General features: G+C 40.9%; 31 protein-coding genes. 8 read left to right on the top strand and 23 right to left on the bottom strand.

The annotated features are described in order from the left end of the window. On the top strand, positions 1-1,029 hold the full coding sequence (fni, locus tag A3O17_RS03140; protein ID WP_064208024.1) for a type 2 isopentenyl-diphosphate Delta-isomerase: 1,029 nt from the start codon (positions 1-3) through the stop codon (positions 1,027-1,029). Positions 1,030-1,085: 56 nt separating this feature from the next. Here fni and A3O17_RS03135 read toward each other — a convergent pair whose 3' ends face one another. The 3 genes from A3O17_RS03135 to A3O17_RS03125 are packed head-to-tail and all read right to left on the bottom strand — an operon-like array spanning position 1,086 to position 4,275. Continuing rightward, positions 1,086-2,459: an RsmB/NOP family class I SAM-dependent RNA methyltransferase gene (locus tag A3O17_RS03135; protein ID WP_064208025.1), complete on the bottom strand. Its 1,374-nt coding sequence runs from the start codon at positions 2,457-2,459 to the stop codon at positions 1,086-1,088. 43 nt (positions 2,460-2,502) lie between these two features. Further along, entirely contained in the window at positions 2,503-3,486 is a 984-nt protein-coding gene (locus tag A3O17_RS03130) for a hypothetical protein (protein WP_064208026.1), read from the bottom strand. A 33-nt stretch (positions 3,487-3,519) separates the two neighbouring features. Beyond that, positions 3,520-4,275, bottom strand: a complete 756-nt coding sequence (locus A3O17_RS03125) for an alpha/beta fold hydrolase (protein ID WP_064208027.1) — start codon at positions 4,273-4,275, stop codon at positions 3,520-3,522. A gap of 136 nt (positions 4,276-4,411) precedes the next feature. On the opposite strand from A3O17_RS03125, the gene A3O17_RS03120 reads away from it, so the two are divergent. Further along, on the top strand, positions 4,412-5,221 hold the full coding sequence (locus A3O17_RS03120) for a Cof-type HAD-IIB family hydrolase (protein ID WP_064208028.1): 810 nt from the start codon (positions 4,412-4,414) through the stop codon (positions 5,219-5,221). A 131-nt stretch (positions 5,222-5,352) separates the two neighbouring features. On the opposite strand, the gene A3O17_RS03115 is transcribed toward A3O17_RS03120, so the two are convergent. The 3 genes from A3O17_RS03115 to A3O17_RS03105 all read right to left on the bottom strand — a co-directional run bounded on the left by A3O17_RS03115 (position 5,353) and on the right by A3O17_RS03105 (position 6,536). Further along, positions 5,353-5,916 carry a hypothetical protein gene (locus tag A3O17_RS03115; RefSeq protein ID WP_064212898.1) on the bottom strand — a complete coding sequence of 188 codons (564 nt, stop codon included), beginning with the start codon at positions 5,914-5,916 and terminating at the stop codon, positions 5,353-5,355. A 1-nt stretch (position 5,917) separates the two neighbouring features. Further along, positions 5,918-6,103 (bottom strand): hypothetical protein, encoded by a 186-nt coding sequence (locus A3O17_RS03110; RefSeq protein ID WP_064212897.1) that lies wholly within the window; start codon positions 6,101-6,103, stop codon positions 5,918-5,920. Between the two features lie 244 nt (positions 6,104-6,347). Further along, a complete protein-coding gene (locus tag A3O17_RS03105; RefSeq protein WP_064212896.1) occupies positions 6,348-6,536 on the bottom strand; it encodes a 2-hydroxymuconate tautomerase in 189 nt (62 codons plus the stop codon). Positions 6,537-6,722: 186 nt separating this feature from the next. Between A3O17_RS03105 and A3O17_RS03100 the strand changes: the two genes are divergently transcribed. The 4 genes from A3O17_RS03100 to A3O17_RS03085 all read left to right on the top strand — a co-directional run bounded on the left by A3O17_RS03100 (position 6,723) and on the right by A3O17_RS03085 (position 11,425). Further along, positions 6,723-7,463, top strand: a complete 741-nt coding sequence (locus A3O17_RS03100) for a gamma-glutamyl-gamma-aminobutyrate hydrolase family protein (protein ID WP_064212895.1) — start codon at positions 6,723-6,725, stop codon at positions 7,461-7,463. Next, on the top strand, positions 7,459-8,754 hold the full coding sequence (locus tag A3O17_RS03095; RefSeq protein ID WP_225354678.1) for an APC family permease: 1,296 nt from the start codon (positions 7,459-7,461) through the stop codon (positions 8,752-8,754). Before A3O17_RS03100 ends, A3O17_RS03095 begins: the two co-directional genes overlap by 5 nt. Before the next feature lie 254 nt (positions 8,755-9,008). Beyond that, the gene (locus tag A3O17_RS03090; RefSeq protein ID WP_064208034.1) at positions 9,009-10,445 is read left to right on the top strand and encodes a C69 family dipeptidase; all 1,437 of its coding nucleotides are present in this window, start codon (positions 9,009-9,011) and stop codon (positions 10,443-10,445) included. A 20-nt stretch (positions 10,446-10,465) separates the two neighbouring features. After that, a complete protein-coding gene (locus A3O17_RS03085; RefSeq protein ID WP_064212894.1) occupies positions 10,466-11,425 on the top strand; it encodes a hypothetical protein in 960 nt (319 codons plus the stop codon). Between the two features lie 601 nt (positions 11,426-12,026). Here the strand turns inward: A3O17_RS03085 and tsf are convergent. The 5 genes from tsf to A3O17_RS03060 all read right to left on the bottom strand — a co-directional run bounded on the left by tsf (position 12,027) and on the right by A3O17_RS03060 (position 16,001). Next, the gene (gene tsf / locus A3O17_RS03080) at positions 12,027-12,902 is read right to left on the bottom strand and encodes a translation elongation factor Ts (protein ID WP_057827794.1); all 876 of its coding nucleotides are present in this window, start codon (positions 12,900-12,902) and stop codon (positions 12,027-12,029) included. 98 nt (positions 12,903-13,000) lie between these two features. Next, positions 13,001-13,795: a 30S ribosomal protein S2 gene (gene rpsB, locus A3O17_RS03075; protein ID WP_057827793.1), complete on the bottom strand. Its 795-nt coding sequence runs from the start codon at positions 13,793-13,795 to the stop codon at positions 13,001-13,003. 157 nt (positions 13,796-13,952) lie between these two features. Continuing rightward, positions 13,953-14,951, bottom strand: a complete 999-nt coding sequence (locus A3O17_RS03070) for a D-2-hydroxyacid dehydrogenase (protein WP_064212893.1) — start codon at positions 14,949-14,951, stop codon at positions 13,953-13,955. 32 nt (positions 14,952-14,983) lie between these two features. Next, positions 14,984-15,259, bottom strand: a complete 276-nt coding sequence (locus tag A3O17_RS03065; protein WP_064208181.1) for a GIY-YIG nuclease family protein — start codon at positions 15,257-15,259, stop codon at positions 14,984-14,986. Next, entirely contained in the window at positions 15,249-16,001 is a 753-nt protein-coding gene (locus tag A3O17_RS03060; protein WP_064208180.1) for a tRNA1(Val) (adenine(37)-N6)-methyltransferase, read from the bottom strand. The genes A3O17_RS03065 and A3O17_RS03060 overlap by 11 nt, the downstream gene beginning before the upstream one ends. A gap of 90 nt (positions 16,002-16,091) precedes the next feature. On the opposite strand from A3O17_RS03060, the gene A3O17_RS03055 reads away from it, so the two are divergent. After that, the gene (locus tag A3O17_RS03055) at positions 16,092-16,727 is read left to right on the top strand and encodes a lysophospholipid acyltransferase family protein (RefSeq protein WP_064208179.1); all 636 of its coding nucleotides are present in this window, start codon (positions 16,092-16,094) and stop codon (positions 16,725-16,727) included. Positions 16,728-16,777: 50 nt separating this feature from the next. Here the strand turns inward: A3O17_RS03055 and A3O17_RS03050 are convergent, their stop codons facing one another. Next, a complete protein-coding gene (locus A3O17_RS03050; protein ID WP_057827788.1) occupies positions 16,778-17,020 on the bottom strand; it encodes a YneF family protein in 243 nt (80 codons plus the stop codon). 82 nt (positions 17,021-17,102) lie between these two features. Further along, entirely contained in the window at positions 17,103-17,390 is a 288-nt protein-coding gene (locus A3O17_RS03045) for a DUF896 domain-containing protein (protein ID WP_057906915.1), read from the bottom strand. A gap of 145 nt (positions 17,391-17,535) precedes the next feature. On the opposite strand from A3O17_RS03045, the gene lexA reads away from it, so the two are divergent. Beyond that, a complete protein-coding gene (gene lexA, locus A3O17_RS03040) occupies positions 17,536-18,165 on the top strand; it encodes a transcriptional repressor LexA (protein WP_064208178.1) in 630 nt (209 codons plus the stop codon). A gap of 29 nt (positions 18,166-18,194) precedes the next feature. On the opposite strand, the gene recN is transcribed toward lexA, so the two are convergent. From recN to A3O17_RS02990, 10 genes are all read right to left on the bottom strand, one after another. Then, complete coding sequence (recN, locus tag A3O17_RS03035) at positions 18,195-19,883, bottom strand: DNA repair protein RecN (protein WP_064212892.1); 1,689 nt, start codon at positions 19,881-19,883, stop codon at positions 18,195-18,197. A 19-nt stretch (positions 19,884-19,902) separates the two neighbouring features. Beyond that, entirely contained in the window at positions 19,903-20,721 is an 819-nt protein-coding gene (locus A3O17_RS03030) for a TlyA family RNA methyltransferase (RefSeq protein ID WP_064212891.1), read from the bottom strand. After that, positions 20,718-21,617, bottom strand: a complete 900-nt coding sequence (locus tag A3O17_RS03025) for a polyprenyl synthetase family protein (RefSeq protein WP_064212890.1) — start codon at positions 21,615-21,617, stop codon at positions 20,718-20,720. Before A3O17_RS03025 ends, A3O17_RS03030 begins: the two co-directional genes overlap by 4 nt. Then, complete coding sequence (locus A3O17_RS03020; RefSeq protein WP_057827782.1) at positions 21,607-21,843, bottom strand: exodeoxyribonuclease VII small subunit; 237 nt, start codon at positions 21,841-21,843, stop codon at positions 21,607-21,609. The genes A3O17_RS03025 and A3O17_RS03020 overlap by 11 nt, the downstream gene beginning before the upstream one ends. Then, the gene (gene xseA, locus A3O17_RS03015) at positions 21,840-23,183 is read right to left on the bottom strand and encodes an exodeoxyribonuclease VII large subunit (RefSeq protein ID WP_064212889.1); all 1,344 of its coding nucleotides are present in this window, start codon (positions 23,181-23,183) and stop codon (positions 21,840-21,842) included. Before xseA ends, A3O17_RS03020 begins: the two co-directional genes overlap by 4 nt. Next, positions 23,184-24,029, bottom strand: a complete 846-nt coding sequence (gene folD, locus A3O17_RS03010; RefSeq protein WP_064212888.1) for a bifunctional methylenetetrahydrofolate dehydrogenase/methenyltetrahydrofolate cyclohydrolase FolD — start codon at positions 24,027-24,029, stop codon at positions 23,184-23,186. A gap of 258 nt (positions 24,030-24,287) precedes the next feature. Further along, entirely contained in the window at positions 24,288-24,686 is a 399-nt protein-coding gene (nusB, locus tag A3O17_RS03005) for a transcription antitermination factor NusB (protein ID WP_064208171.1), read from the bottom strand. Then, positions 24,686-25,114 carry an Asp23/Gls24 family envelope stress response protein gene (locus A3O17_RS03000; RefSeq protein ID WP_057827778.1) on the bottom strand — a complete coding sequence of 143 codons (429 nt, stop codon included), beginning with the start codon at positions 25,112-25,114 and terminating at the stop codon, positions 24,686-24,688. The genes nusB and A3O17_RS03000 overlap by 1 nt, the downstream gene beginning before the upstream one ends. Positions 25,115-25,135: 21 nt before the next feature. Continuing rightward, on the bottom strand, positions 25,136-25,693 hold the full coding sequence (gene efp, locus A3O17_RS02995; protein ID WP_057827777.1) for an elongation factor P: 558 nt from the start codon (positions 25,691-25,693) through the stop codon (positions 25,136-25,138). 104 nt (positions 25,694-25,797) lie between these two features. Further along, positions 25,798-26,874 (bottom strand): M24 family metallopeptidase, encoded by a 1,077-nt coding sequence (locus A3O17_RS02990; RefSeq protein ID WP_180752506.1) that lies wholly within the window; start codon positions 26,872-26,874, stop codon positions 25,798-25,800. Positions 26,875-26,982 lie beyond the last annotated feature (108 nt).

The following is a 26,982-nucleotide window of genomic DNA, read 5'->3' as shown; positions in this document are numbered from 1 at the left end:
ATGGATATTCAAGCACATCGTAAAGACGAGCATGTTTTTATTGCTGAAAAACTTTATCAGCCAGAAAGTCGGAATCGTTTAAATGAAGTCCGACTATTATTTAAAAATATTCCTGAAATTTCGAAAAACGAAATTTCATTAACAACAACCATCATGGGATATCAAGTTGATAATCCCTTTTTTATTAATGCCATTACCGGCGGCAGTCCACAAACTGACAAGCTTAATTTTCAGCTTGCGCAAGTCGCTAACCAATGCCATGTCCCCTTTGCGACCGGTTCGGTGAGCGTTGCATTAAAGGATCCGGCAAATGCTGATGGCTTTAAGCAGTTGCGCCAGTTAACACCAGATACCCTGCTTTTCACAAATCTTGGGGCTGGAAATGACCTCGCAACGGCCAAGCAAGCGCTTGAACTGACCCAAGCAGATGGACTGCAAGTCCACCTTAACGTTGCTCAAGAACTAGTAATGCCTGAAGGCGACCGGATTTTTTACTGGAAAGACCAGCTTCAAAATATCAACGATCATCTTGAAAAACCGTTAATGATCAAGGGCGTTGGCCAAGGGTTAACTCCTGAAACCGTCAAAATGCTTGCTGAAATAGGGATTCAAAACATCGATCTTGCGGGCAAAGGCGGAACGAACTTTGTCGCGATTGAAAATGAACGCCGGCATGACGCCGATTATTCATTCCTAAATGACATTGGACTCAGTCTGGCTGAATGCCTCCTTGGAGCTCAGCCGCTGCGTGATCAAGTTTCGATTACTGCATCCGGTGGAATTCGAAATGCCCTTGAAGTCGTAAAAAGCCTTGTTCTTGGAGCGGACTCAGTCGGCATTTCCGGAATGTTCCTTCACACCTTGATCAAAAACGGCCCTGAAGGATTAGTTGATCAAATTACTACGTTGCAAAGTCAGATCAAAGACTTAATGGTAATGCTCGGTTGCCGCACGATTCCAGAACTGCATCAGGTTCGTTACCTGCTGAGTCCTGCGTTAATCAGTGATCAAAAACAATTAAATGAGTAAAAAAATAGGTTGAGCCTCAGCTCAACCTATTTTTATTTCGGATCATCAGGATTTTATTAATTCAAAAACCGTAATCCCTTTGGAATAAAGTTTTTAACCGTTGATCCCACAATTTTTCCAAAGGCAAAGCCGACCCCTTCACACGTTAAAAGCGTCCATCCATTTGAAACCGGATTTGAAAGCGTCACGGTTTCACCATGCATGTATTTTTCCCACTGATCCATTGAAAGTTCAACTTTTGCCGTTCCTTCATCAGGGTTTAAAGTCAACGCCAAATTATAGCTGGGTTCAAACCGTTTCTTTTTGAATTCTCCAAGATACAATCCTGGCCGCATATACTTCATTGCAAAAATATCTGGCCAATTGCGATCAAAATAGTACAAATGATTATTAAACACCTTAAAGTTTGACCGCTTAACATCTGCCCATTCATCCGTGATATGATTAATTGTTTGCTGCCAAAGCGCAAATTGATCAGCTGTTAATTGCGACTGATTTTGTTTCTTATTTTTCTTTTTGGTTTTAACTTTTCCGGGTTTGCCATTTAAGTGTAATTTCGCAACGAACTGCCCTTCACCCTTAAAATGATGTGGCATCAACCGAACCGTCTTCGCAAGTTCTGGATTACCATCCGCAAAGTCTGGTCGCCCGGCATCCATTCCCTCAAACTTCGGAATTTCAACCAATTCAAGGTCCGGATAAGTTGTTAATAACCAACTGACGATCTGTTCATCCTCTTCGGGTGAAAATGTACAGGTCGAATAAATCAGTTCACCACCCGGTTTAAGGGTATGAATCGCATCGACCAAAATTTTACGTTGCCGCGCCGCACATTCTGCCGGGTAATCCCTGTGCCAGTATTTGATCGCGTTATGGTCTTTGCGGAACATCCCTTCCCCGGAACACGGCGCATCGACGACCACCTTATCAAACCGCTGTTTGAGATTCTGTGCAAGGTGGGATGGATCCTCATTCAAAATAATGACGTTTTTAGCCCCAAAACGTTCAAGGTTTTCCACTAAAATCGAAGCGCGCTTATGGTTGATCTCATTACTTACCAACAAGCCTTGATTATTTAGTTGTTGGGCAATATGAGTCGACTTTCCCCCGGGAGCGGCACATAGATCTAACACCGTTTCGCCGGGTTGCGCATCTACAACCTGGCCGACATACATCGCACTGATGTCCTGACTGTACACGTAGCCTGCCTGATGGGCTAACGAGCGCCCACTGACCGTCCCATAATATCCGTCCTTAATGAACGGAATGGGATGGGACGTGTCAAGCTGAAGATGATCAGCATGCGGTTTAAGCGAATTGATGCGGAACCCTTTTTGAACATCTTCATCAAGGCTTTTGAAAAAGGCTTCGGCTTCATCGCCAAGTAAGGTTTGATATTTTTCAATAAAATCTTGCGGTAACTTTAACATAAAAATAGGGACGGATAACTTCGTCCCTGCTCCTTTCTAAAAATTAAAGGTTGATCTTCAATTTCTTAACATCATGTTTGATTACAAAGTAGAACAACAAAATTGCTACAATGTACAAAATGACAATAAACGGAATCAATTGAGCATAGGTACTCAACGTAAAGACGACCGTCCCAATCAACGTACCGACGATCATTCCAACCCCGTTATAAATGGTAAATGAGCGCCATTCTTGGAAAACAACGCGTCGTTTATCATTTGAAGCAAATAATTCGGCTTGGAAATCTTTCCGGGTTGCAATTGACCACAAGAATGCTCCGCCAAGGGTTCCAATGACAATCGCAATCAAGCCCATCAAGTGAGCAAAGTGATTTGAAATCCATGAACCGCTTTGCGCAAGCGTATTTTGATGAACGACCCGCTTTACGCTGGCTGCATTAAAGGTCTTTTTCAATAAACTGGTTGAAAATGACTTGCGCCCATCGATTTTGATGATGAAATCATTTGAATTCAAATTTTCCATAATGTCGCGCCCACCGGCAATGAAAATTTGATTATCAAGTTTTGAATGGGCCCGGTTTTCACCCATGATTCCTAATACCGGGATATAGTGATTTCCATAATGCAAATAAGCTTGATCCTTAGGCTTATAAAGCTTCTTCTTCAAATTCTGACCAACGACCGCAACGTTTACGATCGAATCAAAGTCATTTTTAGAGAAAAATTCGCCTGAAACCATTGGTGGAACCGGGAAGTTTCCCTTTCCGTAGAAATATGTAATGTTCTTATCTTTCTTTGATTGAAAGTGGACCTGAACATTATCGATCTCGGAACTATCATCCAGTTCCTTGGTAAACTTGCTTAACTTTTCGTTTTGCCGAAGATTGATCTGGTATGCCTCAGCCGTTAAATTATGGTTATCCAATTGCAAAATCAAATCCCGTTGGTTGATCTTTGAAAAAATAAACACACAGAGAAATGAAAGCAATGCGGTGTACAAAATTGTTAAAAAATTCTTTTTTGCCACTAAATGTCATTCCTAACTAATTCAAATTAAAATTTACTTTGCAAAATATTCAGCAAATTTATCGGCCATTTCAACGGTCGTTTCAAATGATACTTTGTGCCCTGCTCCAGGGGTCGTAGTCATTGTAACATTTTTCGCAAAATCTTTTCCTTGAATTTCATCAAAGAATTTCTTCGTTAAGTTGTATGGCACCATGTCATCAGCCGTTCCGTGCCAGAAGTGCAATGGCCGACCGGCAATTTTTTCGCGGTTTAATGACATGTCGATTTGATTCAATCCGGCTAACTGTTCGTGAATATATTCTTGGGGAACGTCTTCGATTCCTGGTAAATTGTCAACCAAAATTTTTGCAAACGCAACCGGGTTCGGTGTTCCTTCAAGGCAAACGGCGTTCTTGATCCACGGATAGACCGTAAATAAAGCGCAAACAGTAATTCCGCCCATTGAAAGGCCGCCAACCGCAACGTTATCGCCATCGATCAGACCTTGATCAGCATACAACTTGACGAATTTTGGAAATTCTTCAATCGATTTTTCAATAATTTGCCAAAATTGCAATTGGTGATTTTCAGCTGGACCATCTGCCCGTTCACCGTGGAACAAGGCATCCGGCATTACGACCCGAAACCCCTTCTTCGCAATTTCGTACCCTTGGGTAAGATTATTTTCTTTTCGTCCTGTCCATCCATGATAAAAAACAATCAACGGAAGTGATTGGTCTTTTTTATCTTCCTCAATTAACTCCAAATAAGGCAATCCTTGACACTCTTTATGAATAATTGAAATCATAATCATGCTCCTTCCATATTGACCGTATAAGTAAAATTATAACGCTAAATCATGATGAAAACCTAGTAATTATATTGACTTTGTGGTAGTTTTAAATTAATTCGACTTTTAATTACTTTAAGGAGGGAGATTTTTAATGGATCAGAAATTAATTGCCTTAGATCTTGACGGAACGACCTTAAATTCCGAATCACAATTAAGTTCCAAAACAAAGGAAGTTCTTCAAAAGGCTCAAGAGGCTGGGCATATTGTCGCATTAGTTACCGGTCGGCCCAACCGCAATTCCGTTAACTACTATGATGAATTAGGATTAAAAACGCCAATGATCAATTTCAACGGTTCACTGGGGCATATTCCACACCACCACTGGGATAAAGAATATGAATTAACCTTTAACCGTAAAATTGCATTTGATATTTTACATGAAAAAGAAAATCTTGGGATTAAAATCATTGCCGCTGAAGGAAAAGACCTTGCGCTTGCAGACGTTCCCAATAACGTCCTTGGTGGTTATTTCCCAACCGCATTAAAATCAACTGAAGTTTTAAATCAAATGAACTTGCAACGCGATCCAACATCAATGATGTTACTGGTTGATCCTGATAAAAAGGACAACATTGTTCATCAACTTGAATCCAACTTCGGTGATCGAATCACGGTTGGCGTTTGGGGCGGTCCGAACCCGATTCTTGAATTATCACCGCGCGGAATCAACAAGACTTACGGCGTGCGTTACTTAGCGAACTACTTTAACATTGATCGTCAAAACGTGATTGCATTCGGTGACGAACACAACGACGCTGAAATGTTAACGTATGCTGGCTGGGGCGTTGCCATGAAGAATGGAACGGACAAGATCCGCAGCCTTGCCAATGACGTTACGCCCCTTGACAATGCGCATGACGGCATGGCCTACTATCTTGAAGATTATTTGAATTTAGCTTAATAAAAGAATTTAGCTTAATAAAAATGGATGACTGAAAAATTCAGCCATCCGTTTTTTTATTTTTCGTCGCTCTTCTGTTTTCCGTCGTGAAAAGTGCGTTTTTCTTGTTTAATTATTATGCTAAAAAAGAGCTAGTGTGACTGGCTAGATTGTGGTTGCTCATTCTTAATAAGCTTGTCAACATTGATTGTTAACGCGCCTTTACCGTCAAACATTGATTTGATTTTAAATTTGCCATTTCCCTCAAGCTTGTAGATGAGCAACGCATCGACACTGGCGTTTGGTTCAAGTTCATCATTAAGACGCTTATTTAGGTTTTCGTCTTCAGCAGTCAATTGATTTGCGTATGGTACATATGTGGCGATGTGTGACCATACACCCTTACCAGTTTCTTGCTTTGCTCCAAAAGAAACTGCAGGTGTGTCAGTTCCTTTTCCTGTGTTTTTGAATGTTCCTTTAATCAATAACACCTGAACTTCCTTACCGTCCGGCTCTGTCATTTTTTGAACACGAATGTTCTTAGGGTTAACTGTCAACGCCATTGATTTCTTACCAACTTTAGCAGTAATTTTCCTCGTTGTTGACTTCTGAGTGGTCCTTGCCTCTATTGACTGGTTAACAACTGTGTTGCCAACATATCCTCCAAAAGTCAAACCAACTAACACCCCTGCACTCATAATTAAACTCTTCTTCACTCTATCTATCCTTTCCTAGATCTCCCAACCGATCATTGATTAATTTTTTCAAGTCGATTAAGTCTTCTGGCATCGCTGCCTTTTCGATAAAACTTCTTGCCCGTGAACGCCAACTAAGATACTTGCGTCGTTCCTGGTGGTTTTCATCCCACTTACGAGCAGCCCGTTTTTGAGCATCACTTGTCATTTGACGACCTCCTCTTAACTTGATGAATCAATTATATTGTTAACACTAGATTATAATCAAGAATTTTATTTATAAAAATTGATTAAGGCCTTAATAAAAAAACAATCGCCGCTATGAACGATTGCTTAAGTAACCATTTTATTTATAAATATGTGGGTTAATTTGTCGGTAGGTTTTGTTTTTACTTACAAAAAATAAAAACGATTGAAAGAACCTGAGTCTCTCAATCGTTGATATGACGGTATTATTTTTCGTCGCTCTTTAAAACGCCCGCAACCGCATAACGGTCTTTACGCATTTCATCTAAGACAACGTGAACGTGTTCTGCAGGTGCACCTGTATTTTTAGTAACTGCATCAGTAATGTCAGCTACAAGTTGCTTAAGTTGTTCTTGTGAACGTCCTTCGATCAATTCAACGTGAATTAATGGCATGCCAACCTCTCCTTTCGCCTTTTAATCATCATTCATCGTAACCAATCAAATCCTAAAAGTCAATTTGAGATTTGTGCTATAATTAGCTTGACTAACAAAAAGTAATCTAATATATTATTGATAACATCATTTTATGGGTAAATAAATTATAATTATGATAATTATTGCAGAAAGGAATTGATTCACATGACAAAGAAACCAATTATTGGAATCTCAGGAAGCATTATCGTTGATTCGGGAGCTCCGTTTCCAGGCTATCACCGGTCATATGTAAATGATGACTACATCGATTCGGTGATTCAAGCTGGCGGAATTCCGTTTATCCTTCCTTTTAATACTGACAAGGAAGTTATTAAGGACGAAATTTCTCACCTCGATGGAATCATTTTGAGCGGCGGTCACGATGTTGATCCGTTGAATTATCACCAAGAACCGCGTCAAAAACTGGGAACAACATTTCCTGAACGCGACGTTTTTGACTTTTCATTAATCAAATATGCCGAAGAAAAAAACATTCCGGTATTGGGAATTTGTCGGGGATTTCAAGTCCTGAATGCATATCATGGCGGAACGATTCTTCAAGACCTAAGCTACGCTGATCATGAGTTACTGCGGCATGCCCAACCGGCTGATCCAACGACCCGGACCCATTCATTAAACGTTAACGAAAACACGCTTTTCGCTCAACTATTGAATGATTCTCAAATTCGGGTAAACTCATTCCACCATCAAGTCATTGACCAGGTTGCTGAGGATTTTGAGGTCGGGTTGGTTGCCCCTGATGGCGTTGTTGAAGGATTTCAAAATATAAAGTCGCCGAACTTTGAATTCGGAGTTCAATTTCATCCTGAAATGCTTCACCGCTTTGATCCAAATGCACAAATAATTTTTAAAACCCTGATTGACCATGCAAAGAGAGTTGATTAATTATATGAAAACTAAAAATAAAATGGGACTTTTAAGCATCATCCTGCTTGGAGTGAATGCCATTATCGGTTCCGGAATCTTTTTACTTCCCAACAAGGCATATTCCCTTGTTGGAACGTCCAGCTTATTCGTTTTTCTTTTTGATGCCGTCCTTGTGATCACGATTGCCCTTTGCTTTGCGGAAGCTGCCGGGCTATTTAAAGAAAATGGCGGCCCGTATGTTTACGCCAAGGAGGCCTTTGGCGATTTTGTCGGTTTTGAAGTCGGCTTTATCAAATGGATCATTAGTATGATTGCTTGGGCAACAATGGCAAATGGGTTTGCAACGGCTTTAGGCCAAATTTTCCCAGCATTTAATCATCGGCCAGCTCAGGTTGCCGTCATGACCACAATCATCGTCGGGCTTTCGGTCATTAACCTTTTGGGAGTTAAATGGTCAAAGGTTGTTAATAACTTTGCAACGATTGGTAAATTGATCCCGCTGGTTATTTTTATCATCGCTGGAATCTTCTTTATTAAGAGTGGAAACTTCCATCCAGTTATTTCGCCGAAATTATCATCCACATCATTTGGAGCAGCCGCCTTATTGATTTTCTACGCCTTTACTGGATTTGAATCAATTGCCGTTGCCGCAGAAGATATGGATAATCCACAAAAGAAGTTGCCGCGGGCCATTCTTCTTGTAATGACCATCGTTTCAATCTTTTACATTTTGATTCAGGTCGTTTCAATCGGCGTTTTAGGTTCGCATCTTGCTGCCGCAACTACCCCTGTTCAAGCAGCAATGACTGAATTTATGGGAAATGGCGGATTGATCATTGTTGCTGCCGGCGAATTGATCTCAATTGGCGGAATCAACATTGCTTCGTCATTTATCACCCCACGCTCGGCAGTTGCCTTAGCGGACGACGGCTTGTTACCGCAATTCATGAAAAAACGGGCCCAAAATAATGCACCGGTTTGGGCAATTATTATTACGGGATTGATCACATTGCCGATCGCCCTTTCAGGTTCATTTACAACGTTGGCCGCGATCAGCGTTGTTTCCCGGTTTGCCCAATACTTGCCAACTTGCTTATCAATTTTGATTTTCCGGAAAACGAAAAAAGACGTTGACCGGCCATTCAAAATTCCGTTTGGCCCGATTATCCCGATCATCGCAATTTTAGTAAGTCTTTGGTTACTTTCAAAGGCTACCTTGCAGAATCTGATCTGGGGGTTCGGCGGTCTGATCATCGCCGTTCCGTTCTATTTCATCATGCGTAAACTGAATGCAAAGAAAACACGTTAGAATTTGAAGAGAGACTGTGACTTAAGTTGCAGTCTCTCTGTTATATTCATATAATCGGGTTCCAAAACAAACGAGCTACTTGGAAGTTGAAAACCTCCGAATCTATGCTGGCGCGATTCGTTCGCTTTTCTGCTTCCACCACGCTCGTTTTGAACGTTTTGTCACACCTTCTTTTTTATTAAAAGCAAATTTTAAATTTAATTAAAAGCTTGATATAATTAAAGTAAGAATATTAACTGAAATGAGGCCTTAAGATGTTTAGTAATCGCCAAACTCTCTCTGCATGTACAAGTATTTTAGTTGGTAAAAAGGCAACTGCAGACGGCTCAACAATGATTGGGCGGAACGAAGATTGCCGTAGCGCATGGCCAAAACACATGACCGTTCATCCTCACCAAGAAGGAATTGAAAATAATCATTACTCATCTCCTGACAAAGATAATGATTTTGAAATTGACCTTCCATCAACTAGTTTCAAATACACCGCGACGCCTGAATGGACTGACGAATTTGGAACCTTTGAAGAAGATGGAATCAACGAATTTAACGTTGCAATGAGCGCAACCGAAAGTGCATACGCTAATCGCCGGGTTCTTGGATACGATCCGCTCCTTAAAAGCGGAATTGCTGAAGAAGCAATGATCAACGTTGTCCTCCCATTTATTAAATCTGCTCGCGAAGGGGTTAAACGGCTCGGTCAAATCGTTTCTGAACATGGTGCCGCCGAGGCAAATGGCGTCCTCTTCTCAGATGAAAATGAAGTTTGGTACTTTGAAATTGGATCAGGCCACTACTGGGTTGCCCAACAAATTCCGGCCGACTCTTATGCAGTTGTTGCTAACCAACTTGCAATTCAAGAAGTTGATTTTAGTGACCATGAGAATTTCATTACGGCACCTGGAATTCGGGACTTTGTTCAAGAACATCATTTGAACCCGGCTAAAACCGGCTTTAACTTCCGCAACATTTTTGGAACGCATTCACTTTCAGATGAAATTTATAATACGCCGCGAGTTTGGGACGGTCAACGGTTATTAAATCCTGAAATTCACCAAGAACCAATGGACGAAAGCCTGCCGTTTATCCGCAAAGCTAACCGGTTGCTTCACCGCGATGACGTTGAAGCAGTTCTTGCTTCGCACTTTAAGGGAACTGAATATGATCCAATTGGAAACGGTCCGGAAGAATCAAAGAAGAAATTCAGACCGATCAGTTTGGCTAAAACTCAGGAATCACACATTCTTCAAATTCGGTCAAACGTTCCTGAAACGCTCAAGGGAATTCACTGGCTTGCATTGGGAGTAACTGCCCAAAGTTCATTCGTTCCGTTCTACGCAAGCGCAACGGATGTTCACCCAGCATACAAAGTTGGAACAAAGGATTACTCCCCTGACTCAGCTTACTGGATCTATAAGCTTGTAAGTGTTCTCGTTGATCCGCACTACCTTGAATTTGGCAAAATGCTTGCTGATACCCAGGACGATTTATACGCTCAATTTACTCATTTAGTTGAGGAAACTGACCACCATGCTGCCGAATTATCTGGTGATGCCCAAATTGACTACCTCACAAAGCAAAGCATTTATTTCCAACAAGTTGGAATCGATCGTATGCAAGCTTTAACAAGCAAATTAGTCACCGCCGCAACTGATATGTCACCATTGAACTTCAAGACTGACATGAATCTTTAAAAAGGAGAGTAAAACTTCAAATGAAAATTACTCAAATCAGCAATAACCGCGGGATCATCATCAAATCCTCAATTAAAAAGGTCATTATTGATGGTGACGTGGAAAATGCAAGTGCGTTTAAGGATGTTGTAATTACCCATCTTTCAGCGAACACTTTAAATATTATTGAAAGCAACTCTTCACCCTACCGAAGAATCAACGTGAGCTTTGATTTGATGCAGTTGCTGCAAAAACTTTGGCGGAATGGTCTGTTAAAGCGTCCCGAAGTAATGCCCAAGTTTCGCATTTTACCAACAAATTATCCGTCAGTTCTCGGACTCGAATTTCGCATCACCCCGTTTGATAACGATGATGGATTAACCGGTTCATTTGCAATCTTGATTGAAGACATGAATACCGGTGAAAAGCTGGGATACGTCCCAAACTTTATTACACAAGGGCAGCATCGCAACCGAATCAAAAAATGGAAAAAGCATTTGCGCGACAGTAAATTAAATCAATTGATCATGTTTAACACGAACGTTGATCCGGACGGAAAACAGGTTAGCTATTCTGAAAAAGAATTTAAAAAACAGTTAACTGAAAAAATCAAAAAGCATGATAATGATTGGTTTCAAAATCAATTAGTGCCGTTTAACCCGGCGCGGCTACTAACGATCAATCAACTTGCAGCTGAAAATAATAATTCGATTGTCTGGTTGCCGGCGTATGCTCGTCTTCTTCACTATTACTATCCTGATGAAGACTGGTTATATCAATCAGACCAGTTACCGGATGACTTGAAAGAATTCTTTAAAAAGGCCCATCACCTTGTCGCTGCTAACCAACAAGACTCAGATGGCATTCTTCAATCAAAGTCAATCATTCCACTTAATCAACGTTTAAGCGAATATGCTGCGCAATTTAAACATACCCTTCCGCAAAATGATTTAACGGAAATTATGCAAATTATCGGTGCTCAAGAAACATATTTAATTTAAGAATAACGGTCATGACAATGTCATGACCGTTTTTGAATATAAAAAAAGAGGTTGGAAGATCCAACCTCTCAAGGTAAGTGTAAAATTGAAAAAAAGCTACTGCAAAACTTTTCTTCATTAAAAACATACCAAAGCAAATTATTAAATCAATTAAGTTATTTTTAGATTTTATTTGAATATTATTCGATATTTAACTTAATTGTTCCGTTAATATCGGATTAATATTACCTTTCAATGAGAATACTTAATAAATACTCGAATAAACATTAAAATTAGAAAATGATTATTTTAACGTTGACTAACAATTAAAATTTGTTTAATATCGTATCAAACAATGAATTTTCTTTGTTTTTCGTCCAAAAAATTGATGACGCTAAAAGCTAAAAATCAGGGGAGGTTTATTCATGCCAAAAAAGATTTTAAAGAAAGTGATCGGAACAGTTTCAATTCTGATCGTTGTAATGGCTGTTAATCAGTGGTGCAACAATTAACTTTAACTAAAGAAGACGCGAGCTTGGTTTTATCAAGTTCGCGCCTTTTTTACATCAAAAAAGCCCTATCCCCCTCAAACCAAGGGAATAGGACTTGCAAATTAAACTAATTATTTAATTTGACTCATAACTTCGTCTACAAAGTTATCTTCTTGTTTTTCGATTCCTTCGCCGACTTCATAACGGTAGAATGCTTTGATCTTGCCGCCCTTTGAAGCAACGTACTTGCCAACAGTTTGGTCTGAATCCTTAACAAAGTCTTGGTCTTCCAATGAAATTTCTGAGAAGAACTTGTTCAACCGGCCTTCAACCATCTTTTCGATGATCTTTTCAGGCTTGCCTTCGTTCTTAGCTTCTTCAGTTAAGACTTCTTTTTCGTGAGCAACTTCGTCAGCAGGAACTTGATCACGGTTGACATACTTCGGATTGATAGCTGCAACGTGCATTGCAACGTCCTTAGCAGTTGCTTCATCAGCACCTTCTAAGACAACTAATACAGCGATCCGGCCACCATCGTGTAAGTATGAACCGAAGTTATCGCCGTCAGCTTTTTCAACGATTTGGAAACGACGTAAAGTAATCTTTTCACCGATAACTTGAGTTGCATCGATGTATTCGTCGTTCAATGTACCGCGGTCTGTCTTGATTTCCAAAGCAGCCTTAACATCAGCAGGCTTGTTTTCAGCAAGAAGTTCGCCTGTCCGCTTTACTAATGCTTGGAAACGGTCGTTTTGAGCAACGAAGTCTGTTTCAGCGTTAACTTCAACGATTACAGCTGTGTTTCCGCTAATTACAACGTTAGCTAACCCTTCAGCAGCAACACGGTCGCTCTTCTTAGCAGCCTTTGCAATTCCCTTTTCACGTAAGTAATCGATTGCCTTGTCCATGTCGCCATCAGTTGCAACTAAAGCCTTCTTAGCAGCCATCATGCCGACACCTGTTTTATCACGTAATTCTTTAACTTGTTTTGCAGCAATTTTTGCCATGAGCCATCCTCCTCAAAGTGTTTAAATCTTTTATTAAAAAAGCTGTCATCAAATAAAAGGCTCGACGCCCACTATCTGAGACAGCCAATTATTATAAACTATTCAGCATCTGAGTCATTGTCGCCTTCAACGGCTTCAACAATGTCTTCGATTGAGTCGACTTGCTTGTCGTCTTTCTTGAATGTATCTTCTGTAACGTCTTCTTCGTCTTCGCCTTGACGACCTTCGATGATAGCGTCAGCCATCTTTGAAGTGATCAAGCGAACGGCACGAATAGCATCATCGTTTGATGGAATCTTAACGTCGATTTCATCTGGATCAGCGTTTGTATCAACCATTGCAACGATCGGAATGTTCAACTTTTGAGCTTCCTTAACGGCAATCCGTTCCTTACGAGGGTCAACGATGAAGATTGCGTCTGGAATCCGTGGCATGTCTTCGATTCCGCCAAGGAATTTTTGAAGACGGTCGCGTTCCTTAACTAACAAAGCAACTTCTTTCTTTGGAAGACGTTCGAATGTGCCGTCTTCTTCCATCTTCTTGATGTCCTTTAAGCGCTTGATCCGTGTTTGGATCGTGTTCCAGTTAGTTAAAGTACCACCTAACCAACGGTGATTTACGTAGTATTGACCTGCACGCTTTGCTTCTTCTTCGATTGCGTCTTGAGCTTGTTTCTTTGTACCAACAAACAATACAACGCCATCGTCAGCAGCAACGTTCTTCATGAAGTCGTATGCTTGGTCGATCAACTTAACAGTCTTTTGTAAGTCGATGATGTAAATTCCATTCCGTTCTGTGAAGATGTACTTCTTCATCTTAGGGTTCCAACGACGTGTTTGGTGTCCGAAATGTACACCAGCTTCAAGTAATTGTTTCATTGTAATTACTGACATTACAATACCTCCAAAATAGTTTTTTATCCTCCCCTATGTTCAATTGAACCGGAACTTGAATTTTCAAGCACTTCCCGTTCCATCGCATAAGGTGTGAATTAGTGTATGAAACACTTTTTTAATTATACTTAAATCCCTTTAAAATTGCAATAACTAATTAATGAATTTCAACAACCGGATTCGTCATTTTACCTTCATTCAAATATGTTGCTGCACAGTTCAACGCAACTTCCACCATGTTCTTAACTGCTTCGGTCGTATAAAAGGCAATGTGCGGCGTGATCAAAACGTTATCCCGTTCATTTAAGTTATTAAAGATCGGATCATCGATCTTTTGCCCTGTTAAGTCATAATCAAAAATCGGCAATTCATGTTCATAGGTATCCAACGCTGCGCCACCGACTTTGCCACTATCTAACGCCTTGATCAAGGCTTCTGAATCGATCAACGTTCCGCGAGCAGTGTTAATGATCATTACCCCGTCTTTCATTTGATCAAATGCAGTGTCATCCAATAAGTGGTAGTTGTCCTTTGTTGCTGGCATGTGAAGCGTGATTACATCTGCCATGCGGTACATCTCTTCCATTGAGTCAACGTACATTCCGCGTTTTTCCAATTCAGGATTATGATAAGGATCAAATGCAATGACCTTCGCTCTCAAACCATCAAGTAAATTGATCACCGCCCGGCCGATCCGGCCAGTTCCGGCAACCCCAACCGTCATTTGGTTGATTTGACGGCTGATATTCGGTTCCCAACGATAATCTTGATGACTCATTTTTTCATTGAAAATCTTGGTATGCCGAACAAGTTGCATGATCTGCGTAATCGTAAATTCAGCAATTGCACTTGGCGAATATGCTGGAACGTTTGTAATTGGAATCAAATTATCCTTGGCAGCATCAAGATCAATATTATCAATTCCGATATTCCGAATTGAAAGGATCTTGATTCCTGCATCCTTCATTTTTTCAAAATATTCACGCTTATACGGGGTCGTTTGCAAGCCGATGATTCCATCGTACCCCTTAATTAAATCAATATTCTTTTCTGAAAGCAGCTCCGGCACAAGCTTGATTTCCGTATCGTTTTGCTGTTCCCAATTTTTAAAATATGGTTCTTCGTCTTTCCGAACGCCAAATGCAATTAACTTCATTTTCAAAAACCTTCTTTCTGTTCACGCTTATATTATATCCACGATGACCGTGAAACACCATGATTAAGCAAAAACTGCTCCTTCTTTTTGCGGGACTGATGTTTGAATGCATATTCAGCTTTTAAAGCGGCTGATTTCGTTTCAAATTCTTCATGATACAGCAATTTGACCGGCCGCCGGGTTTTAGTATATTTGGCGCCTTTTCCTGCATTATGCGTGGCGACCCGTTTCGCAACGTCATTGGTAAACCCGCCGTAAAACGTTCCATCCGCACACAACAGGACATACATGTAATATTTACTTTCCATATAAAATTTCCTTAATCGTTGGCGTGTATTCATTTTGATCAGTGTAGGTGATCACCGGTGGTAAAAACTTCAAGCCATCTGATTTGCCATCTTTGATTGCTTCAATCAAGACCATGTTGGCATCGCGTCCCTGCTTCGGATAGATCAACTTGATCCGTTTTGGTGCCAAGCGATGAGCCTGCATCGTATCTAAAATTTCGATCAACCGGTCCGGACGGTGAACGTAATATGCTTTCCCGCCCGTTTTTAATAGTCCACTGGTAATTTCAACCGTATCCTCTAACGTAACCGCAATTTCATGCCGTGCAAGTGCCAAATACTGGTTCGGATTCTTTTTGCTTTGCGGCAAGGTTTTAAAGTACGGCGGATTACACGTCACAACGTCATACGAATCCTTCTCAAGAAATGAAAATGCATCCTTTAAATCCCGGTTATAGACCTTGATACGATCGGTCAGGCCGTTTAATTCCAAACTGCGCTGGTTCATGTCCGCCAGTCGTGATTGAATCTCTACCTGATCGATTTGGCCCGCAAATTTTTTACTGATAAATAATCCGACTGCCCCATTTCCCGCACACAGGTCAACCGCTTTCCGGTCCGGCCGGTTGACCGGTTTCACAAAGTCAGCAAGTAAAACCGCATCAAGCGAAAACGAAAAAACATCAGCGCTTTGAATGATTTGCAAATTCTCCGCCAACAGCGAATCTACCCGTTCATTTTCATATAACTTGACCTTTTCCATAATCCTTCCTCACTAATTTAATATATTTACTTGAAAGTTGCTGTAATTTTTTGCATACTAAAATGGATTAAAAACGAAAGGAGTGACACCATGTTTTACAATTTTATGCGCCGGGTCGTTGCATTTCTTGTTCGAATCTTCAACGGTAAACTGACCGTTTTAAATAAAGAGAAGCTTCCTGAAGGCAATTATATCCTTGTCGGGCCGCATCGAACATGGTTTGATCCACTTTTATTTGCCCTTGCTGCTGCCCCAAAGCAGTTTGCATTTATGGCAAAAAAAGAACTCTTTAAAAATCCAATTTTAAAATTTATTTTAACACATGCCAACGCATTTCCAGTTGACCGTGAAAATCCGGGACCATCGGCAATCAAAACGCCTGTTAAATGGCTCCGTAATCAAGACATGTCACTGATCATGTTTCCATCCGGAACCCGGCATTCACAAGCAATGAAAGGCGGCGTGACCTTGATTGCTAAAATGGCCAACGTCCCGATCGTTCCAGCAGTTTATCAGGGTCCATTAACCTTTAAGACATTACTTTCCCGGAAAAAAATTACCGTTGCAATTGGCGACCCGATCGTCGTTGACCGGAAAATGAAATTGAACGATGAAAACCAACACAAAATCATTTCGCAAATGGAACAAGCTTTTGATAAACTGGATGATCAAATTGATCCGAATTTTGTATACGTTGATCCGACGGCGAAGAAAGTTAAATCATAAAAGAAAGACTGTGACGATTCCGTCACAGTCTTTTTCGTAATTCAATCTAATTATTTTTTCTTCTTGCTATTTTCTTTAGCATAGCTGGCCTTCATTGAAGTCATCATTTGGTTGATCTTCCGTTGTGATGGCTTTTGACCCATTTGAAGCATCATGGTTTTAAGCATTTGTTCGTTGAATGGTGGATTCTTCTTCAAGTAGTTTTCAAGATACTTCTTTGCAGCAAAAAAACCAATTGCAAATCCAGCAATCACGCCAATGATTACAAGTAAAACTACAATTCCTGTTGACAAGATTCTTTCCTCCTTACGACTAACATAGTTATCATTTTAAGCGAAAAAAGCTAAAAAATAAAGCCTTCATTCCAAATTATAATTAATCATCCCGCAAGCCGCGTTCGCGTTGAATCCGTTTTACCTTTTCGGGGGTAACTTCTTTTCCATCTTTATCGTAAACCTGAAGCATTTCGATATGACTTCTGAAGTTTTCCCGGAAAAGTGAAAGGTAAGTTTCACGCAACCGCTTTTGTTCAGCTTGTTCTTCCTCAGTCAATCCCTTGTCTTTCTTCTTGTGAGCAAGTTCATTGATTCGATCGATCAGATCTTGAGGAATTGCCCCGCCGCGTTGTTCGTTTTGTTCGTTCGTTGATTTATCTTCCGTCATCGCTCAGTGCTCCTTTCCCTTAAGTATTTAGTTTAATTTTACAAAAGAAAATCTTAAATTTCAATGATAGCGAACCTTTGTTTGTTTTTGGCAAAAATATGTGCTAACATTTAAGTCAAGAAGAAGATCGATAAAGGAGTTTATTATGAGTAAGCCGACTGAAGAACGCCAAATGAGAGTTCTCCGTTTTATTTATGAAACGGTCCAAGAAAAAGGTTATCCGCCAACCGTTCGCGAAATCGGTGAAGCCGTTGACCTTTCATCAACATCAACGGTTCACGGCCACCTTGCGCGGTTAGCAAAACGCGGATTTATTGTTAAAGATGCAACCAAACCACGAGCAATTGAAGTTACTCCTGCTGGAATGGAAGCATTGGGGGTTTCGAGTTCCAAACCAGATGCCATTCCAATGATTGGAACGGTTACTGCTGGCCAACCAATTTTAACGGTTGAAGAAACAACGGATTATTTCCCGCTTCCACCGAACTTCAATACCGCTGATGATTTATTTATGCTGACGATTCGCGGTGAAAGTATGATCAACGCTGGAATTTTCAACGGCGACAAGGTGATCGTTCGCAAACAGTCAACGGCTGATAACGGTGAGATCGTAATCGCAATGACTGATCAAAATGAAGCAACGTGCAAGCGATTCTTCCGTGAAGCGCACAATTATCGCTTACAACCGGAAAATGACACCATGGATCCAATTATTCTCGATCACGTAACTATTTTAGGAAAAGTAATTGGTTTGTATCGTGATTATATTAAATAAAGGATGAATTCCAAAATGGAATTCATCCTTTATTTTTGATTATTTTTAATCTGATCAGCCATTTGAATCAATTCATCGGCATGTTTCAGGGTCAGTTCTGTAATTTCTGAACCAGATAACATCCGGGCAATTTCGCGAATTCGGGTCTGGGCAGTTAATTTTTGAACACTTGTTTCGGTCCGGCCATCAATAACCTTCTTCGAAATAAAGTAATGGTGATCCGCAATCGCTGCCACTTGCGGCAAGTGCGAAATACATAATACCTGTGAATTGTGCGAGATCTGCGAGATCTTTTCGGCAATCGCCTGGGCGACCCGACCGCTGACCCCCGTATCAACTTCATCAAAGATAATACTTGTAACGCCTTGCTGTTGTGAAAAGATCGTCTTTAATGCCAGCATGATTCGTGAAAGTTCCCCGCCAGATGCAATTTTGGCAAGCGGACCCATCGATTCCCCTGGATTTGTTTGAATGTAAAATTCAACATCATCTAATCCGGTTGAAGTTAATTCTTGATTGCCGCTGAATTTAACTTTAAAGACGGCCTTATCCATATATAATGCGCTTAATTGTTGATGAATGGCCTTTTCCAGTTCATGCGCTGCTTGATGACGATGACTTGAAAGCGTCTGGGCTAACTTATAAGCTGCATCATACGCTGTCTTGACCGCTTTTTCCTGTTCTTCTGAACTTTCCGCGCTGTCTTGCATTTCAGCCAATTCCTGTTTGATCTTTTGACCATAATCAATTACCTGTTGAACTGAATCGCCGTATTTCCGTTTCAATTGATGAATCAAGTCCAAGCGCTGCTCGATTTGGTCAAGCCGGTTTTCATCCCATTCCATTGAATCCAGTTGGTTGTTGATCTCATGCGAAACATCTTGCAAGTTATAAAACGCGTCGGAAACTTTTTCATAAATTCCATTCAAATCGCTTGAAAGATCTGAAATCTTTTCAAGTTCATCCATCGTCGTTCCCAGTTGACCGATCACATCCACGTTTTCGCCCATTAGTGCCTGATAACTGTTTTCAAGTGCATCATGGATCGTTTGGTAGTTATCCAGTTGATCCTTTTCCTCAATCAACTTTTCTTCCTCATGCGGAACAAGCTGGGCACTTTCGATTTCATTAAGTTGAAATTGTAAAATATCGAGTCGTTGGGCCCATTCTTTTTCATTGGCTTCTCGTTTTTCAAGCGCGGTTTTTAATTTACGATATTGCTGGTATGCATCCTGGTAACGCCGAAGCTCATCACGTAAATGGTGATCATATTCATCCAATAAACTAAGGTGCGTTTCCGGACGCATTAATGACTGGTGTTCATTTTGACCATGAATATCGATCAACATTTCGCCGACTTTCCGCAATGAGGTTAAGTTAACCAATACCCCATTGATCCGGCAAACGTTTCTTCCCGCTTGGTACAAATCCCGTTGAAGGATCAACGTTTGATCTTCATGATCAATTCCTAAATCGTCAAGAATTTGGAAAACCGGGGCTGAAGCTGGCAAGACAAATTGTCCTTGAAGAATGGCCTTCGCAGCCCCCTTGCGAATAAAATCAACTGAACCGCGGCCACCAGCTAAAAGACCTAAGGCATCGATAATGATCGATTTCCCAGCACCTGTTTCCCCGGTTAAAACCGTCATTCCAGCTTGGAAATCAATATCTGCTTCTTCAATGATTGCAAAGTCTTTAATTCTTAATTCTTGAAGCATATTAATCCCCTTCCTTTGATTATTGGTTCTGTAACGTTGCATGCGCCTGTTGAACAACTCGGTGCGGATCGATTTCAGGTGCAATTTGGCCTTCCCGGTCAACGGCCTTTAAGTGAATCAAAAACTCAATATTGCCGTGACCACCCGTAATCGGTGAAAAGTCCAAATCACAAACATCGTATTGGTTTTCAACCGCAAAGTTAATGATCATGTTGATAACCTCTTCATGAACCTTTGGATCGTGAATGATTCCATGCTTGCCGACTTTTTCGCGACCGGCTTCAAATTGCGGCTTAATCAATGCTACCAAATCACCATTTTCCTTCAAAATTGGATGAAGCGGCGGCAAAATCAACTTTAATGAAATGAAAGAAACGTCCGTAGTTGCAAATTCCGGTTGTCCCGCGGTAAAGTCTTCGGGCTTGCTGTACCGGAAATTGGTATTTTCCATGACAACGACCCGTGGATCTTGTCTCAATTTCCATACAAGCTGGTTGGTTCCAACGTCAAGCGCATAAACCTGTTTTGCCCCTTTTTGAAGCGCAACATCCGTAAAGCCGCCGGTTGAAGAACCAATATCCAGAACAATTTTATTGCGCACCGATAACTTGAAAACTTTAAGTGCTTTTTCAAGTTTCAATCCGCCCCGGCTGACATACGGCATTTTTGTTCCCTTAAAATGCAGTTTGATTTCCGGATCAATTTTCATTCCCGGTTTATCAAGGCGTTCTTCGTTTTCACCTAAAATTTCACCCGCCATCACCGCGCGTTTTGCCTGTTCGCGGCTGTCAAAAAGGCCTTGTTTTACAAGTAATACATCAATTCGTTCTTTTTTCATGCTTTATCCTTTATCTTAAAATAATTTAAAAAATCAGCTAATAATGAAATATCAATTCCATCCTGGTGAAGCACCGCAAGACTTTCGCGCATTAACTGCACTGAATGGCGTAATTCTTTCTGGGCGCCTTCAAGTCCTAACAATCCCGGATAGGTATTCTTATTTTCAGCTTGATCTTTATGAACTTTCTTTCCTAATTCCGCTTCCGTTCCAATCACGTCGAGGATATCATCATAAATTTGGAATGCTAATCCAAACTGAATTCCAAATTGCTTCAATGCATCCTGCTGGTTCGCAGAAACGTTACTCAGTAATCCACCCGCATAACAGGCATATTGAATTAAAGCGCCGGTCTTTCCGCGATGGACGCGTTGAAGCTGCGCCAACGTCAACTGATGATGTTCACCCTGAATATCGCCCACTTGCCCGTTGACCATGCCTTCAGGACCCGCTGCCTTGCTTAATGCGTGGACTAATTTAATTTGAATTGCGGGGGCAAGCTCTAACCGGCTTAACCACTCAAATGCAGTCGTCAGCAAACCATCGCCGGCTAACACCGCCATTGCTTGCCCATAAACTTTATGATTGGTTGGTTTTCCCCGCCGCAAATCATCGTTATCCATTTCCGGCAAATCGTCATGAATCAGTGAATACGTATGAATTAATTCCAAACTTGATGCGGCTTGCAGGTCCAAATCAGAATACGTTCCCTTAAATGTTTGGCAAATTGCCAAAATCAAAAATGGCCGCAACCGTTTGCCGCCTGCATCGACCGAGTAGCGCATTGCTTCCTTTAAAACCGGGTAACTTTCTAACCCAGCAAGATATTCATCAAGGCACTGATCAATTTTCGCAATCGTTGCCTGCTTAAACTTTTCAACTTGATTATTCTTCATCTGAATTTCCTTTTTCAAATAACTTTTCGTTTCCTTGATCATCAACAACATGGGTCAATGTCTTTTCCGCATTTTCCAACGTATCCTGGAGATGTTTGCTTAACTTCATTCCCGCTTGGAATTGATCAAGCGCCTCTTCCAATGGAACGTCGCCCTGTTCCAGGTGATTTACGATTTGTTCGAGTTGATTTAACTGTTCTTCAAATGTTGGTTTTGCTGTCGTCATGATTGATCCTTTCTAACTTTCTGAACTTCAACTTGCGCTGTTCCGTCTTTCAAATGAAGACTCAGTTGATCGTGGACGGTCAAAGAATCAACCGACTTGATCACCTGGTCATCCGAATCCGTTACGTACGAAAATCCCCGTCCCATAACGTTGAGGGGGTTCAACAGCGCCAAAGCATGGTTTGCGCGAAGATACTGTTGTTCCTTCGCCGTCACTAAGTTTTTCGTCCGTTCAATCAAATGTTCTTCTAAATTAGCCACCCGATGCTGCCGCTCCTGAATCAACTGCTGCGGACTGCACTTTTGTAATCTTCCATTTAAAACTAAAAGTCGTTGATGTTCAGCTTGTAATTTTTGTTGAACATTCCCTAAAAGACGGGTTTCAAGCAGGTCAATTTTTTGCATAAACCCATCATATAACCGTTCAGGCTGCCGAAAAATATATGATTTTTCCAACTTTAAGAGCCGTTGCTGCTTAAGCTGGATTATCCGTTTCATTGCCTGTGCAAGCCGGACTTGATAGTCCTTCAGTTTCAATATTTCATCGGCTAAAACGGGCGTTGCCAATTCCGCCGCTGCTGTTGGGGTTGCTGCCCGCACATCAGCTGCCAGGTCTGACAACGTCGTATCCGTTTCGTGACCGACCGATGAAATTACGGGAATCTTGCTGGCTGCAATTGCACGGGCAACCTCTTCTTCATTAAACGGCCACAAATCTTCGATCGAACCGCCCCCACGACCAATAATGATCGTGTCAAAATCACCGCGCGCATTAACTTCCTTCAAACGCCCAACTAACGAATCTTTTGCATATTCTCCTTGAACTTCAGCTGGAAACAAAACAAGCTGAACGATTGGATAACGGCGGCGCGTTGTTGTAATAATGTCTCGAATAACTGCTCCGGACGGGCTGGTAATTACCGCAATTCGCTTCGGAAACTTAACAAGCGGGCGCTTTGGCCGACTGAAAACTCCCTCTTGAGTCAATTTTGCTTTTAACTGTTCATAAGCTTGATACAAGGCCCCGACGCCATCCGGTTGCATCGTCTCAATGTTGATTTGGTACTTTCCGGTCTGTTCATAAACTTCAATCCTACCAGTTACCAGGACTTTCATCCCATCTTCAGGAACAAATTTGATTCGGTTAAAGTTTGATTGAAACATCACCGCTTCAATTTTGGCATTTTCGTCCTTAATACTAAAGTATTGATGCTTTTGCCGTAACCGAAAATTTGAAATTTCCCCGACTAAGTACACACGCTCAAGATATGGATCATATGTAAATTTGCGGGCAATGTACTTGGTTAAAGCCGTAACGGTTAAGTAGTTTTTCCGTTCCATTTAAATACTTCTCTCTGCAATTTCAATCGTTTGTTTTAAAAGCATTGCAATCGTCATCGGACCGACTCCGCCAGGAACCGGCGTCATAAATGCCACTTTATCCGCTGTCGAAGCGGCTTCAACGTCGCCAACTAATTTTCCGGCTTCATTCCGGTTCATTCCGACATCAATGACAACTGCGTTCGGTTTAAAGTAATCGCCTGTCAAAAATTCTGCTTTGCCGACAGCCACGATCACCACGTCGGCTTCCCGTGTAATTTCCTTTAAATTATGAGTATGACTGTGAGTTACCGTAACCGTTGCATTCGCATTCAACATCATTGCAATCATCGGCATCCCGACAATCTTACTGCGGCCAACGATCACGACCCGTTTCCCATCAAGTTGGATATTATACTTTGCTAATAAGTGCATGATTCCATTTGGGGTACATGGTGCAAGCTCACCCTTGTTCATAAATAATTTTCCAATATTTTGCGGGTGAAAGCCATCAACGTCTTTTGACGGCAAAATTGCCTGAATCACCCGATCCTCATTGATTCCTTGCGGCAACGGCAACTGAACAAGAATTCCATGAACTTGCGGATCATTGTTTAATGAATAAATTAAATCAATAATCTCGTTTTCACTTGTGGAAGCCGGTAAAACATTATCAAGGGTTTTAACGCCAACCTTTTGTGCCGCCCGTTTTTTGTTGCGAATATATACCTGACTTGCAGGATCATCGCCGACAAGGATAACCGCTAGGCATGGGGTAATCCCCTTATCTTGAAGACGGTGGACCCGCGTCTTTAATTCTTCTTTAATTTCATTTGAAAGCTTTTTCCCATCCAGTTTCGTTGTCACCAAAATCAATCTCCCTTAAGTAATTATTCATACTATGATTTTAGCATATCTCTTTCAAAATAATTATTTGAAAAAGAAATTGGACAAGAAAAAAAGGTTGTGACACAAGTCGCAACCTCTTTACTATATCCACATAATCGGGTTCCAAAACAAACGAGCTATGTGGAAGTTCGAAAACCTCCGAATCTATGCTGCGCGATTCGTTCGCTTTTCTGCTTCCACCACGCTCGTTTTTACTATTTTGTCACACCTTCTTTTTTAAATAAAATTCGAAAGAACGCCGTTAATAAAGCCGCGTTGCTTCTCATCACTAAATTCCTTTGCAAGTTGAAGGGCTTCGTTCAGCGCAACCTTATTCGGAATTTCATCACAATTTTGAATTTCATATAATCCTAAGCGTAAAATGATTAAATCCGTCTTTGGTAACCGGCTTAACGTCCACTTTGAACTAATTTTCGAAGCAATCTCGTCATCAAGTTCAGCTTGATGGCTTAAAACTCCCTGAACCAATTCCCGCAAATAATCTGGGCATTTTGAAACATGCTTCTCTTCAAGCAGATTATCAACAACGGTCATCACATCAGTGTCAGGATTACTGTTCACCGCGAATAATGCTTGAAAAGCAACCTCTCGAATTTGGTGTCTTGTAATACTCACTATTCTTCACCGTTTTCTTCTGCAAAAGGATTATTTGGATCAATTGTTGGTTCTTGCTTTTCAGGAACGATTCCTTGGATATGAACATCAACAACATCCAGTTTCAATCCCGTCATAAACAAAACTTGTTGTTTTACCTTTTCTTGGATTTCATATGCAACTTTCGGCACTGAAACCCCATAGTTAAGTAATGCATAAACGTCGACTTTTAATGCTGAATCTTTTTGATCAAGCTTAACGCCTTTACTCCGATTTTCCTTGCCAAAAAGTTTTGAAACACTATTGGCTAATGAACCCCGCATTGAGTATACGCCGTCAACTTGACTTGCTGCGATTCCAATAATGACCTCAACAACTTCGGGCGCAATCTTAATTTCGCCTAAACTAGGTTCTTGACTTGCTAAAATGATGTTATTATCTTCAGCCATTATTAATAGCCTCCTTCAAAATTATGCACGTGAAATGTAAGTACCGTCTGATGTATTAATTGTAAGCGTATCGCCTTCGTTGATAAAGAATGGAACTTGAACAACTAATCCAGTTTCCATTGTAGCTGGCTTTGAACCACCCGATGATGTGTCACCCTTAATGTTTGGTTCAGTTTCAGCAACGACCAAATCAACAGTATTTGGCAATTCAAGTCCTAAAGTTTCTGAATCATGCATGATAACCTTAACAAGCATGTTTTCCTTTAAGTACTTGATTTCGTCTTCGATTTGAGCCTTGTTTAATTCAAGTTGTTCGTATGTTGAAGTATCCATGAAGACGTAGTTGTCACCATCAGCATACAAGTATTGCATTTCTTTCCGATCGATTTGGGCTTGTTCTACCTTTTCACCAGCACGGAATGTCTTTTCTTGAACAGCACCTGTCCGTAAGTTTTTAAGTTTTGAACGAACGAAGGCTGAACCTTTACCTGGCTTAACGTGTAAGAATTCAACGACCCGCCATAATTCGCCATCAATTTGAATTGTTAATCCTGTTTTAAAATCATTTACAGAAATCATTTTTTGTCCTCCTCAGGTAAAAATTTCGAATTTCCGATACATAGTTAAAGAAATCACTATACTGAATATTTTCACGTGAATTCTTTATTTTGTCAAGCAGATTATTAGAGTTCCGTTAATCCCAGATCAAAATCAGTCAAATTTTCAAAGCCGTCCGCAGTTACTAATAAATCATTTTCCAATCGAATACCGCCAACTCTGGGAACGTATACTCCCGGTTCGATCGTAATTACTTGTCCGACTTGAAGCGGCTCATCGCTGCGATAGCTCAGCGTTGGCATTTCATGAATCGACCGGCCGATTCCATGTCCGATTCCGTGGGTAAAGTACTGATCAAGGTGGTAGGTTTGCAAAACATCATTTGCTTTTTGCCAAAGAGCAGAAACCGGCAATCCCGGAGCAACAATTTGCATCGTTTCAAGAAGCGCATCCTGAACAGCCGCCGTTAACCGGTGAATTTCGAGTGATTGAACTCCCATTCCGCAGACCCGGGTAACATCAAACGTATATCCTTGATAAAAATAACCGTAATCAACCAGAATCAAATCACCGGTTTGAATTTTACGCGTTGAATTAACACTGTGCGGTTTGACCGTATTATCAATTCCGGTTGCAATAATCGGGTCAAATGACGCCTTATCAGCTCCTAACCGCCGCATTTCAAAATCAAACCGGTCAGCCACTTCCTTTTCAGAAAGTCCCGGTTTAAGAATTTCAGTAAGTAAACGAGCATAGCCTTGTTTAGCCAATGCCGCTGCCTTTTTTAAAGTCTGAATTTCAGCATCACTTTTGATTGCCCGTAAAGATTCGATCACATTTTCAGTTGGAACGATGTCCGCAACTGAATTTTCATCTAAATAATCATAATCATGATAGCTAATCGAGGCTTCAAACCCGACGGCTACTAAGTGATCTTCTTCAAATAACTGACACGCGGTTTGAAAATAATCACTCGTGATTCGATAATCTGTAATCGTCTGAGTCATCAGCTCAACTTGAAACCGAGCATCACTGATCAAATAAGCTGTTTGATCAGTAACCAAAAGCAACCCCTCATCACCAGTGAATCCTGAAAGATAATTAATATTGACCGGATCAGTTACCAGAAAACCATCCATATGATGATCCCCAATAAAGGTTTGAACCTTCTTGATTCGCGTATGATATTCCGTTTTATTCATCATAATCCCTCACTTAACAAAAAAGAGGCTGGACTTTCTGAAGTGAACCCTAAAAGTTGGACACTTTATTAGCTAGGCAACCTGGGACTGAGTTCTGTATTGAACAGG

It is taken from the genome of Ligilactobacillus aviarius (assembly GCF_001654615.1).
Taxonomy (GTDB): Bacteria; Bacillota; Bacilli; order Lactobacillales; family Lactobacillaceae; genus Ligilactobacillus; species Ligilactobacillus aviarius_B.
This window is presented reverse-complemented; position numbering and strand designations above follow the sequence as displayed.

What these genes read in the sequence shown, in the direction of transcription:
- A3O17_RS02990 (WP_180752506.1), bottom strand. Translation starts at nt 26,874, where the DNA reads ATGAATAAAACGGAATATCATACGCGAATCAAGAAGGTTCAAACCTTT.
- A3O17_RS03125 (WP_064208027.1), bottom strand. Translation starts at nt 4,275, where the DNA reads ATGATTTCAATTATTCATAAAGAGTGTCAAGGATTGCCTTATTTGGAG.
- A3O17_RS03025 (WP_064212890.1), bottom strand. Translation starts at nt 21,617, where the DNA reads ATGAAGAATAATCAAGTTGAAAAGTTTAAGCAGGCAACGATTGCGAAA.
- A3O17_RS03055 (WP_064208179.1), top strand. Translation starts at nt 16,092, where the DNA reads ATGTTTTACAATTTTATGCGCCGGGTCGTTGCATTTCTTGTTCGAATC.
- efp (WP_057827777.1), bottom strand. Translation starts at nt 25,693, where the DNA reads ATGATTTCTGTAAATGATTTTAAAACAGGATTAACAATTCAAATTGAT.
- A3O17_RS03065 (WP_064208181.1), bottom strand. Translation starts at nt 15,259, where the DNA reads ATGGAAAGTAAATATTACATGTATGTCCTGTTGTGTGCGGATGGAACG.
- A3O17_RS03060 (WP_064208180.1), bottom strand. Translation starts at nt 16,001, where the DNA reads ATGGAAAAGGTCAAGTTATATGAAAATGAACGGGTAGATTCGCTGTTG.
- xseA (WP_064212889.1), bottom strand. Translation starts at nt 23,183, where the DNA reads ATGGAACGGAAAAACTACTTAACCGTTACGGCTTTAACCAAGTACATT.
- A3O17_RS03105 (WP_064212896.1), bottom strand. Translation starts at nt 6,536, where the DNA reads ATGCCATTAATTCACGTTGAATTGATCGAAGGACGTTCACAAGAACAA.
- A3O17_RS03135 (WP_064208025.1), bottom strand. Translation starts at nt 2,459, where the DNA reads ATGTTAAAGTTACCGCAAGATTTTATTGAAAAATATCAAACCTTACTT.
- lexA (WP_064208178.1), top strand. Translation starts at nt 17,536, where the DNA reads ATGAGTAAGCCGACTGAAGAACGCCAAATGAGAGTTCTCCGTTTTATT.
- A3O17_RS03090 (WP_064208034.1), top strand. Translation starts at nt 9,009, where the DNA reads ATGTTTAGTAATCGCCAAACTCTCTCTGCATGTACAAGTATTTTAGTT.
- A3O17_RS03020 (WP_057827782.1), bottom strand. Translation starts at nt 21,843, where the DNA reads ATGACGACAGCAAAACCAACATTTGAAGAACAGTTAAATCAACTCGAA.
- A3O17_RS03030 (WP_064212891.1), bottom strand. Translation starts at nt 20,721, where the DNA reads ATGAAAAAAGAACGAATTGATGTATTACTTGTAAAACAAGGCCTTTTT.
- recN (WP_064212892.1), bottom strand. Translation starts at nt 19,883, where the DNA reads ATGCTTCAAGAATTAAGAATTAAAGACTTTGCAATCATTGAAGAAGCA.
- A3O17_RS03120 (WP_064208028.1), top strand. Translation starts at nt 4,412, where the DNA reads ATGGATCAGAAATTAATTGCCTTAGATCTTGACGGAACGACCTTAAAT.
- rpsB (WP_057827793.1), bottom strand. Translation starts at nt 13,795, where the DNA reads ATGTCAGTAATTACAATGAAACAATTACTTGAAGCTGGTGTACATTTC.
- A3O17_RS03100 (WP_064212895.1), top strand. Translation starts at nt 6,723, where the DNA reads ATGACAAAGAAACCAATTATTGGAATCTCAGGAAGCATTATCGTTGAT.
- A3O17_RS03070 (WP_064212893.1), bottom strand. Translation starts at nt 14,951, where the DNA reads ATGAAGTTAATTGCATTTGGCGTTCGGAAAGACGAAGAACCATATTTT.
- A3O17_RS03110 (WP_064212897.1), bottom strand. Translation starts at nt 6,103, where the DNA reads ATGACAAGTGATGCTCAAAAACGGGCTGCTCGTAAGTGGGATGAAAAC.
- tsf (WP_057827794.1), bottom strand. Translation starts at nt 12,902, where the DNA reads ATGGCAAAAATTGCTGCAAAACAAGTTAAAGAATTACGTGATAAAACA.
- fni (WP_064208024.1), top strand. Translation starts at nt 1, where the DNA reads ATGGATATTCAAGCACATCGTAAAGACGAGCATGTTTTTATTGCTGAA.
- A3O17_RS03000 (WP_057827778.1), bottom strand. Translation starts at nt 25,114, where the DNA reads ATGGCTGAAGATAATAACATCATTTTAGCAAGTCAAGAACCTAGTTTA.
- A3O17_RS03085 (WP_064212894.1), top strand. Translation starts at nt 10,466, where the DNA reads ATGAAAATTACTCAAATCAGCAATAACCGCGGGATCATCATCAAATCC.
- A3O17_RS03045 (WP_057906915.1), bottom strand. Translation starts at nt 17,390, where the DNA reads ATGACGGAAGATAAATCAACGAACGAACAAAACGAACAACGCGGCGGG.